This window comes from Taibaiella soli (assembly GCF_003236175.1).
GTDB lineage: Bacteria > Bacteroidota > Bacteroidia > Chitinophagales > Chitinophagaceae > QKTW01.
In genome coordinates, this window is sequence record NZ_QKTW01000007.1 from 52,685 (window position 1) to 64,035 (window position 11,351).

The window sequence follows — 11,351 nt, forward strand, 5'->3', positions numbered from 1 at the left end:
ACCACAATTGGGGCCTTGTTAACCCTTGTCTGTAGGGCCAGCCAATAGTTTTGTTTCATAAAAACGACACAATGAAAAAAATATTTTCGGCATTCGCACTTGCCTTATCAATGCCAGCTTTGGCGCAGCAGACCACGGGTATAATTACTTACAGACAGACGGTTTCGCTGAATCTGGAAAGCCAGGATATTCCTGAATCGCTAAAAGCAATGCTGCCCAAGGAACAACAGTCGGAGAAGATTTTGTATTTCAGCCCAACGGCCTCACTTTATGAGGCAAGTGCTCAGAAAGCGGATAAAAACATGTCATATACGCAGGGTAACACCAATGTTATGATGCAAACAAACGGAGGGGAAGCAGAACATATTGTTTACACCGATCTGAAGGCGAAAAAAATAGTAGAACAGGAGGATTTGATGGGTCGTGTATTTTTAATAGATAAGGACATTCCCGTGTTGAAATGGAAATTTACCGGAAGACAGAAAACGATTATTGGTTTACCGTGCATGGAAGCTGTGGCGTTGGATAAGAAAGACTCTGTTATGGTATGGTTTACTACTTCTATACCGGTAAATGCTGGTCCGCAGGTATATGCTGGTCTCCCGGGGATGATTCTGGAAATGACCATGAATCAGGTACATTTCGTTGCCCTTAGCGTTACCACTGCAGATGATAAGACCCTGGCAAAGATTAAAGCGCCGGTTAAGGGGAAAAAAGTGACAGAAGAGGAATTTGAGAAGATTACAGAACAGAAAATAGATGAGCTGAGGAAGCAGTATGGTGGTGGTGGAAGTGGTAATACAGTCATTTTTTCGCCCGCTGGAAATTAAAGGTTTGTATGCGCGCTATTTTGGTTTTCGCTTTTTTGTTGTTCCAGGTTTCGAACGCGATTGCAGGGACGCATCGGCTTAATGGAGTCGTAAAAGATTCGGTTGGAACATTGAGCGCTGTATCCGTATCACTGCTTGCTCCCGCCGATTCTACACTTGTCGCGTTTGGCATTACTGATCTTGCAGGCCGGTTTGAAATCAACAATGTAAACAATGGATCTTATCTGCTGCAAGTGGCCTCGCTCGGCTACTATACCGAATATCGCCCCATCACTGTGGCTGATGGGATGAACGCCGCTCTGGGGGACATTAAGCTTGAAGAGAATAAAGCGGCTCATGTATTAAATGATGTGGTGATCTCTGGTGAAAGAGTGCCCGTTCGTGTAAAAGGTGACACGTTGGAATATAACGCTTCTTCGTTTAAAGTAAAGCCCGACGGAGTCGTAGAGGATTTACTGCGTAAGCTGCCCGGTATTCAGGTAGATAAAGATGGAAACATCAAGTCAATGGGTAAAGATGTAAAGAAAGTATTGGTGGATGGGAAGGAATTTTTTAACGATGATCCGTTACTCGCAACTAAAAATTTGCCTGCCGATGCTATTGATAAAGTACAAGCATTTGAGAAGAGATCGGATGGAAGTCTTTTTACCGGTATTGACGATGGCTCACGTGAGCAAACCCTCAATCTGACATTGAAGAAAAACAAAAAGCTCGGGTGTTTTGGTGACGTGACTGCCGGTGCCGGCAGTAATGGAAGATATGAGGGGGCAATAAAAGCATTCCGATTTCGGAAGACAGAACAGCTTGCGGCAATGGGCATGTTTAATAATATCAATAAGTTCGGTTTTAGCATTAAAGACTATCTGAACTTTAACGGTGGATTGGGTTCTATGATGCAAAGCGGTGGGCAGATCAATATCAATGGCGATGAAGTTCCGATCGATAATGGTCAACCGATAAGCGGTGCAATTACCTCTGGGGCTGCGGCATTTAATTATACAATAGAGCCGCGAAGTCAGAATAGGCTTACGTTTAGCTATATGGGCAATGGGATAAAGAAGTTTCTGGATCAACAGACCATCAGTCAAAATTATGTGCCCGGGAGTTCTTTCGAACGTGTGACTAATACCTGGCAAAACAATAATAATCTGGTCAACCGGCTATCGCTTCATTGGCGCAATCAGCTGGATTCTCAAAACATGTATACTTTAGATGTGCATGGTCAGATCGGGAGTGCGAATGCCGCTGGAACAGCCTATACACAAACACTTGCGGGTGGAATGCCAGAAAATTATTTGAGCAGCTACACCAAAAATAACTCGCTCAAAACATCTGCTGACGGTACACTCAATTGGATCCGGAAAGTGAATGATCATTGGCCGGTTTTTGAAACAAGGATCAGCGCGAAATATGCTAACTGGAATGAGAGGAGTGAATGGAACAATATCACGCAATTCTTTTCGCCAGCCATGCAGGCAACAGATCAGCAGTATTTGAATAATGAACAGCGGACAATAAATACATCGGCAGAAGTTTCTGCGGTACGGTCATTTGGCAAAGGCTTTTTTCTGGTGCCATCTGTTGCCGGTAGGTTTGAAAAGCAGTGTGATTATCGGACACAAGGATTGCTATATGGTGCAGAAGGTCCCACAGATTCATTGAGTCCACGCTTCTATCGGAATGCAATGACTGCAGATGCTGGTTTGCAACTGAAGAGAAACAGGAAAAATATACAGAGCTATATCTCGCTAAAGGCAGAAAATATATCGATAGCGCCGTACTTAAATGGCAGCGGACTGTATAACCGGAATTATTATTATCTACTACCGTCCGCATTTTTTCAGAAGAGTACAAACGGCCGCTCGTTATCGGTGAATTATTATGCTTCCGTTTCTGCTCCACAAGCAGCACAAATGTTGCCTGTGGCAGATTATAGTAATCCGTTGATGGTAACTCAGGGGAATGTCAATCTAAAACCAGAATATGCGCATAACCTGAATGGCAGCTATACTATTTTCGATCAGTTTACAATGTCTTCTTTTTTCGCAATGCTCAACGGGAGTTATGTGAAAGATAAGATTGGATGGTCGCAGACGGTAATGCCCGATTTAAGTCAGCACATGGTGATGGCAAATAATCGTTACGATTGCAATGCCCGGCTGGATCTGCAATACGCCCGGCCTGTGCAAAAAATAGGATTAAATGTTTCTGTTGGGTTAACCGAAACCTGGGATCAGTCTATAGCGTCAATCAACAACGTGAACAACACTAACAACACTTTTGTACACAGCGGGAAGTTGAGCTTCAATAATCTCAATAATGATAAGATAGACGTAAGATGGGGTGTGCGGGCAGAAATTACCCATACTAGTTATTCGATCAATAAGGAGCAGAACGCGAATTATTACAACTATACGGGTTTTATCAGATGCAACTACAGACCATTGGCGCACTGGAATATCTCCCTGGCATGCGATGTTACTCATTATACAGTTCAAGGCGTTTATCAAGCAGTAACGATTCCTATTTGCAACGCGGAATTAACGCGGTATCTGATGAAGAATGACAGACTCAGTCTGAATCTGAGATGTTTCGATATTTTGAATCAAAACAGAGCTATTTACCAGACAAGTCAGCTGAACTACCTGTTGCAGCAAAGGTCAAATATTATCGGGCGCTATTTAATGTTTTCGCTGGGTTATAAATTGAATAAAGTAAAGGGTGGCGCCGGTCTCCTTTAGTTGTAAGCGTCATCGCTATTTTTTCTTGTATTTTAATTATGAAAAAGGCCGTCTTACAATGAAGACGGCCTTTGTAATCGAAAGCAACCCCTAAGGTATTTATTGCAGGATCAGTTTGAAATGATCGTGCGTTGTATTTCCTTTTACATCGAGATAATAAACGCCTCTTGCTAATCCGGCCAGTGAAGGCAGTGCGTAGCGTGTAGTACCTGATGGTATCTTGTAAGTAGTAATCAATTGACCGAGACCGTCTACCAGATTAATAGACAAATCTTCACTTGTTGGTTCGCTGAATGCTACAGTAGCAATATCATGCGCCGGGTTTGGCAATACCGAGATCGTTACCGGAATCTTACCAAAGTTTAATTGACGCACAGGGCTCAGTTTATAACTGCCATCTGTAGCAATGATGCGCAGACGATAGTAGTTACGGCCTTGTACCGGTGCGTTGTCGGTCAGATGATAAGTCATAGCGCCGGCAGTCTTAATTGCGTTGACACGGCCCAGCTCTTCCCAGTATTGACCATCAATACTTCTTTCCACTTTGAAGTATTCTCCCTCGGTATTATTGTCTGTTGTCCATTGCAACAAACCTGTATTGCCATTTTTCGTAGCAGTGAATGAAGTGAGGTATACAGCCAGCGGATTCAGCGGAGCGATATAATCTTCCCATTCGCCATTGGTGATTGGTGCTGTAAAATCAGCCGCAGTAAATGCAGTGTTTGCTCTTACACCAACACGTACCACATAATTGGCGCTGTTTGCCGGTGAAATAACAGATATCGGAACAACTACAGGAGATGCAGTATTGACGCTGTCATTGTAGAATGCATCAAATGTGCCATCACCATCCCAGTCAATCCACATACCCCATTGTACGCCGTTTACAGGACCCTGACTATTAACCGTAAGATTCCAGGTTTGTGTAACATTAGGACTCATGAATGTACCTGCGTCCAGGCCATCTTCATCCGGTAAGCCGGTATTATCATCGGTAACAGCTGTTGCAGAAGCTACATATTCACAACCCACATAGTCAACAAGATTGCCTAACCACACACTACCCGTAGAATCTGGTTTTCCGTCATTATTGAGATCAGGATAAACAAGCGCTCTTACAGCAGGATAAATAGCAGGTGCATCACCAAAGTCGGCGCCGGTAATTAAAATAGAGTAGTCCTCTACCTCACCATCTGCGCGAACGCCTGTTGGTAATGGTGTTTTATTCCATCCATTTGTAGTGTCGGTAGTGAGACGTACACGTAAATAAGAAGTACCCGCGACAACAGAACAGCCATTATTAAAGCCGTTAAATTGGAGCAATGGACTCGTTGCTGTCGTACTGCTTGGGATTGTAAGTACAGCAGATTGTTCACCCGCATCGTTAAAGTCGCCATCATGGTTGAAGTCGATCCATGCCGCGAGATAGGCAGGATTGCCTGTGTTGTTAAATACGCTGTTGACAAGCATGCCAATTGTCTGGCTACCTGTATTTACACCTGGTAAGAAACGGATACCTTCTTCGTCATTAATCACATTGTTGTCATCATCACCAATCGCAAGTGCATTCATCAGTGCGCTTACCGGAGCGCTTTCAGCGTCTGTTGCCGTACCGATTTTTAGCAAAGCATTGACGCCGTGGCTGGCAGGGTTTCCTCCTTCGTAAATAAGCGGCGCATCACCGAAGTCATAAGCCAGGCAAGAGGTAGGGACAGTCACAGTCACTAAAGCTGTGTCTACGCAATTGCTGGTGTTGTTGGTAACAGTTGCGATATAGTCGCCGCTGCTCAACGGCGTTACAACCGGATTTTGCGCATAAGCATCGCTCAGGTTAGTAGCAGGCGTCCATACGATGGTGTTGCCAGTTGCAGGGCTAACTGTGAGTGGCATTGTAGCAGAAGTGGAAGGACATACGATTAAGTCGCCGCCTGTTGCTGATAGATTGTTTGCCGAAACGGTTACAATGGTTTCCTGATAGTTGCTACAGCCGCTATTCAGGTCCGTTTGTGTCACGCGATAAGTAGTGGCAGCAGATGGATTCACCGCAGTGCTTGCACTGGTTGGACTAGCTACAGTCGCAGCGGGACTCCATTGGTAAATAGTATTCGCTGTTGTTGGTGTCACAGACAACGTAGCCGTACCGCCTGCGCAAATTGCACTTGGTCCGCTGATGCTGAATGTTGGTAATGTTTTTACCGTCACCTGTACATCATCTATGAGCGTGCAACCTGCATTAGGACCGGTTCCTGTAGCGGATAGTTCATAAACTGAAGTAACATTTGGATTGACCGTAGGCTGTGCGATATTTGGAGTAGTAAGGCTGCTCGTTGTGCCGGAAATAACTGTCCATGCATAAGTAATATTCGGTTGCGAAGGACTTCCCAATACTGCGGTACCACCAGGACAGATCGTCGCATTTGGTTTCGCGGAAACCTGAACCGTTGGTGTTACCACAACAGTGTCGTTGTAAATACAGCCGTTGGCGTAGGTGATCAATACTGTATAGTTAGTAACTGCTACCGGATTTGCCAGTGGGCTTGCACAAGTAACGCAGCTCATATTAGTAGCCGGAGACCAGCTATAACTGATTGCCGTTGGGAGACTGGCAGTGTTGCTTGTTCCGCCGATACCGATATTCGTTGCAGTGGAAGGACAGATATTTTGGTCCGCGAGTGTTACCGCAGGCATTATATGAACTGGTACAATTACACTATCAGTCACCGGTGTAGAACAGCCAGGATAGCTTACTGTAACATAATAAGTCTGCGTGGTGTTTTCAGCTGTTACCGTTGGTTGGGCACATGTAGCACAACTTAATCCAGTAGTTGGTGTCCATTGATAAGTAGCGTTTGTTACCGGTGTTTTGCCTAATGGTGCAATACCACCCGGACAAAGTGAATCAACGACAATACCTGCATATTCACCAGTAGCGACAACACCGCTCAGTGTTACTGCGTCTGTTTTCTGACAACCTGTTGCAGGATCAGTAACCGTTACATTGAATGTTTGTGCAGTATTTGCAAACAAAACCTGAGGATTCGCATTGGTTGGACCAGTGCCATTCGTCCACGCTGCATTGGTTGGCGTCCAGCTGTACGTGTAGTTGCCGCCTGGCACTGTACCTAAAGTAACCGTTGCACCATTACATACAGCATGGTCAGCACCTGCATCGAAGTTGATTGAAGAAACATTCACTTTTACTGTTGCACTCACCTGACAACCGCTGATGATGTCAACTTTCGTAACTGTATAGTTTACGGAGTCGCTCAGGGTTGCCGTAGGTTGCGCTATGGCAGGTAAATTCAAGCCTGTGACTGGTAACCAGGAATAAGAGTAGCCAGCAGCTGCCGCTTCGCCAAGAAGCACTGATGTGCCCGGACAAGTTGCTTTATTGGTAACGTTCAGCGTTGGTAAAGTCCAGGAAGGATCGTTGATTGCAATTGAGGAAACGCTACATACCTGGCCAGTGTATTTATTGGTCAGTGTTACACTTACTGTTGTTGCAGTAGTCGATGTAATTGTTACAACAGGTGAAGTTGCGTTATCCATAATGCCCGCTGGTGTCCAGCTGAAATCATAGTCTGAAGCATTCACACCGTCAACATACAATTGCAGGTCTTGTGTGTTAAATACTTTTGGACAACCTTGTGGCGAAAGCAATTTGATAGTTCCGGAAGGACAGCCATTGCCCAATGTACATGGTGCAACAGTGATCTGTCCCGAGTTACAGCTTACGCCATTGAGCGTAGTAGTGCGGAGATAAACTGCATTGGTACCGCCATTGTTGATCAGATAAGCATCAGCGCCGCCATTACGCAATTGTGTGCCAGTTGGCGTTACACCCGAACCGCTGATCAGCTGCCAGCTATAAGTAGCGCCGCTGCAGTTGTGTGTATTGCCGCTGGCCCATGCGCCGCAGGTCAATGTTTGGTTATCCTGATCTGTCGATGCATCAATAACGGTTATATTTACCTGGTCTGTGAATGCACATCCGCCTTTGGTTGCGGTAACAGTGTAAGTCATTGGACATGGCACCACAGCAGTTCCTGCATCGAAAGTTGGATTATAAAGAGTAGAAGTGCTCAGGTAAGCAGTCGGAGACCAACTATAAGTTGCCGTTGCATCGTTAGTGCTGCCGAGAGCAACGATAGAACCTTTACAAATTGTTTTGTCCGTACCGCCAAAACTTGCGCCGCCCGTAGGTGCCGCTACGAATGTTACGGTTACGTCGTCAGTAGTGTTACAAGTTGTTCCGTCTTTTCTGGTAACAGTAGTTGTTAGTCTGTATACAGAGGTAGTAGCAACATGTGCAATTGGTTGTGCGCAATTGGTACAGCTCAATGAAGAAGCCGGATCGCCGGAAATGGAAGTCCAGGAGTAAGTCACCGCGCCATCCGGAGTACCGGCAGTGCCGATTTGTATGCCGCTGCTGTTTTCACACATGCTTATATCTGCGCCTGCATTGGCAATAGCAGGTACTACAGCTACCTGATCTACGTCTACGCAACCCGCATTATCGGTTACTTTCAGTGTGTAGGTTGTATTCGCGGTTACCGTTGGTGTATAGCTTGCTGTTGTAGCAACCGGATTGGTCAGGTCGCTGCCCGCATACCATTGGTAACTGCTGTAAATACCGGTGCCGCCTGTTGCGCTGCCATTTAGGGTAACTGTGTTAGAACCTGTACCGCAAACATACCATTGCGGGCCATCTGCATGTGCAATCGGTGCTGTATTGGTGTTGAGTGTTACGGTTGCTACCGCAGAACTGTCTACTGTTTTCTTATCACAAAGCCCGTTGTTTACTAAAATAAGACGACGATAGTACAAAGTCGTTGCAGCTGGTAATGGTTGCAAATCTTTGTATACTTCACCGGAAATATTTGTCCATGGACCAGTAGCTGAAGTTGCTTCCTGCCATTGGTAAAATATAGGACTGGTAAAAGTTGGTGGGTTGTAAATGGTAACCGCATTGCCTGTAATCGTGCCCGGAATGCCCTGAACACAAGCCGTTTGGGTAAGCGGACTAATGGCAGATGCTGCTACTGCCAGGTCTGAAGGCGCTGTGCCTTCGTTGAATCTGGCGAGGAAGCCGTCTGTGGCTCCGCCAAAGGCTGTCTGCTGTACGTTGAGTGAAGTGAGGCCCGATGTGCTGTTGGTGGTACCGCCAATGGCGAAATTGCCATTGCCCAGGTATTTAATACCAAATGCACGTTCATCACCTGATGCACCAAAATAAGTGCTCCACAATTTGGTGTTGCCATCATTCGAGATTTTGGAAATAAAAACTTCATTACCTCCCGCAATCGCAGACTGGTAAGTACAGTTCGTAGCCAGATTAGTGCTCGGATTGCCTGTAAGAGAAGCAGGGCCAGAAGTAAAGCCATCACCCACAATTAATATATTCCCATTTTCATCGAGATCTGCCGAAACGGTCATGTCGTTATTGGCACCACCATAGTAGGTCGACCAAAGGCGACTTCCTGAAGGAGAGAACTTGCCAATCAGCACATCACGGCCACCAAGCGGGCTGGTATTCATCGCGCCAGGAGAAGCCAGTCCGTTTGAGGTAACCAACGGATTGTTAGTAGCTGTTCCTGTTGCGCCAACTACTGCGATATTTCCGGATGGGTCTACTTTTACGAAAGAAGCAAATTCATTGCCATTGCCACCCCAATAGGTACTCCACAGCAGCGCCGTTCCTGTACTGTTGATTTTGGAAAGAAATATATCGTTGCCGCCAGCTAAAGTTGTTTGAAAAGCGCCGGTGGTAGCAAGGCCACTGGTGCTGCCCGTAAGTCCTGTCACATATATATTACCGCTGGCGTCGGTAGTGACGCCGCGTGCGTTTTCGATTGCGTTTCCGCCCAGATAACTAGCCCAGGTAAGCGACCCTGTAGCCTCAAAGCGAGCTACAAAAGCGTCAGTAGTACCCTGAAGCGTTGTCTGAAAAGTTCCTGAAGTTGCAATGCCGGTTGTAGAAGATGTGTAACCGGTGAGGTAAACACTGCCGTCTGCATTTGTGATCAGGCCTCCGGAGTTTGCGCCACTTGCGCCACTAAAATAGGTTCCCCAGGCAATCGTACCATTGCTTGAGTTGAATTTCGCGAGGTATGCGCTGGACGTTCCCGTAGGTGCAGTTTGGAATGCCCCTGTTGTAGCCAGACCACTACTCGCAGTCGTTCCTGTAAAATAAACATCGCTACCGCTCACTGAGATCGCCGCCGTTTGGATACTTTCGGCAGAACTGCCGCCGATATAGGTCCCCCATTGACGAATGCCTGCTGCGTTGAATTTCGTCAGAAAGAAATCGGTGTTGCCGCCAATAATATTTTGAAAGGTACCAATTGTAGAAATGAGATTGGTGGACGTAGTCGTACCGGCAATGTAGATATTGCCGGAGGCATCTGCGCTTACGGAATTGACTACGTCGCCGCCGTTTCCGCCGTTGTAAGTACTCCAGGCCAGACTCGGCGTTGGGTCAATCACCAGCGTTTTGCTGTGGTCATAGACCGGAACGTTGAATGCATACAGATTTGCATCTTCATTCAATGGTTTGTATTGAACGGCCAGACTATGTTTATCTTGCTGTGTATAGCTCGCCGGAATTTTTTCTTTCAGCTTGCCAAAAGCTAAGTCCATTTCAATCATGCCATTTTTCAGGCTGATGTCGGAACCGCTGTTGTATTTCATTTTTATCTGCGAAGCATCTGCTCCCGGATGTACGATAAAGTTGTACTCTACCGGTTTGTCCGTTCCTTTTTTCGCTACAAATTCCAGGTCAATGCCCGGATAGATATTGCGATAGGTAATGGTGCGAAAACTATGGATGCCTTCAAAACGGCCGTGGTCGCTGATGATGTTTTCAGCGTCTGCCAGTTGATTGCCTGTTGCTAAAACCGCATTCACATTGGCGCCATCCAGCTCAATGTCCACGCGATGAAACTTCCGTTCGCCGCTTTTTTCATCAACCCAGGTATCATAGCTGAAACCGGAAGGGCGTAGTTGTACATTGAGACCGGGCATATGCAGTAGGTATTTCACCGCGGCATTCATTTTGCCTGCCTGATCTGTAAACTGGCCTTTGTTTTCAATAAACCCGGTAGGATCTTCCTGAATCCAGTTCTGGGCCTGATTTTTCGAGACAATGCTCTTTCCGGCTGACGATGTTTGGGCGTCTGCACGCTGATCTCCCCCAAGACCAAATAATAGCAAGGGCAGAAAAACACATAGTTTTCTCATAGTACTATTGGTTAAATAATAAATCAGGTAATTCTTAGTAAAAAAGCGAGTGTAGATAATTGTGCCGGTACGCTAGTGCATACCACTATACTCTTTCCCCGTGCGAAAAATACAACGGGATTTTAAATAGGGCTTGTAGTGATTTCACTACAAAGCCCCCAACCCCTGAAGAGGAGTCTTTGTAGTGAGTCAATGGTCAATGGTGAACGGTGAATGGTGAGGGTTTGGCGTTTTTGTGTCAACGCTTGTCATCCGATGAAAGAGGGATCCTATGAAATGTGCACATTCATTTCGCGGGACGTCTCCTTAGGTCGACGTGACATGGGAAAAAACACCACTTGGGTCTGGCAGAGCGGAGTCGAAGGCTGCAGGAAGCCCTTTCTCGGTGCGGTATTCACCATTGACCATTTATCAGTCTCCGGTATAAATCGAAGCCCTGCCAGACGCTCCTCATTGACGTTTCACTTTTGACGTTTCACCACTCACCGTTCACCATTCACCAGTCTCCGGTATAAGTCGAAGCCCTGCCAGACGCTCTTCA

At 46.1% G+C, this 11,351-nt stretch carries 3 protein-coding genes; 2 read left to right on the forward strand and 1 reads right to left on the reverse strand.

The window, feature by feature from the left end; all coding sequences use genetic code 11:
* Window positions 1-71: 71 nt before the first annotated feature.
* Entirely contained in the window at window positions 72-830 is a 759-nt protein-coding gene (locus tag DN068_RS04975) for a GLPGLI family protein (RefSeq protein WP_110997790.1), read from the forward strand.
* An 8-nt stretch (window positions 831-838) separates the two neighbouring features.
* Window positions 839-3,571 carry an outer membrane beta-barrel protein gene (locus DN068_RS04980; protein WP_110997791.1) on the forward strand — a complete coding sequence of 911 codons (2,733 nt, stop codon included), beginning with the start codon at window positions 839-841 and terminating at the stop codon, window positions 3,569-3,571.
* 99 nt (window positions 3,572-3,670) lie between these two features.
* Here DN068_RS04980 and DN068_RS04985 read toward each other — a convergent pair whose 3' ends face one another.
* On the reverse strand, window positions 3,671-10,810 hold the full coding sequence (locus tag DN068_RS04985; RefSeq protein WP_110997792.1) for a DUF7948 domain-containing protein: 7,140 nt from the start codon (window positions 10,808-10,810) through the stop codon (window positions 3,671-3,673).
* Between the last annotated feature and the right edge of the window lie 541 nt (window positions 10,811-11,351).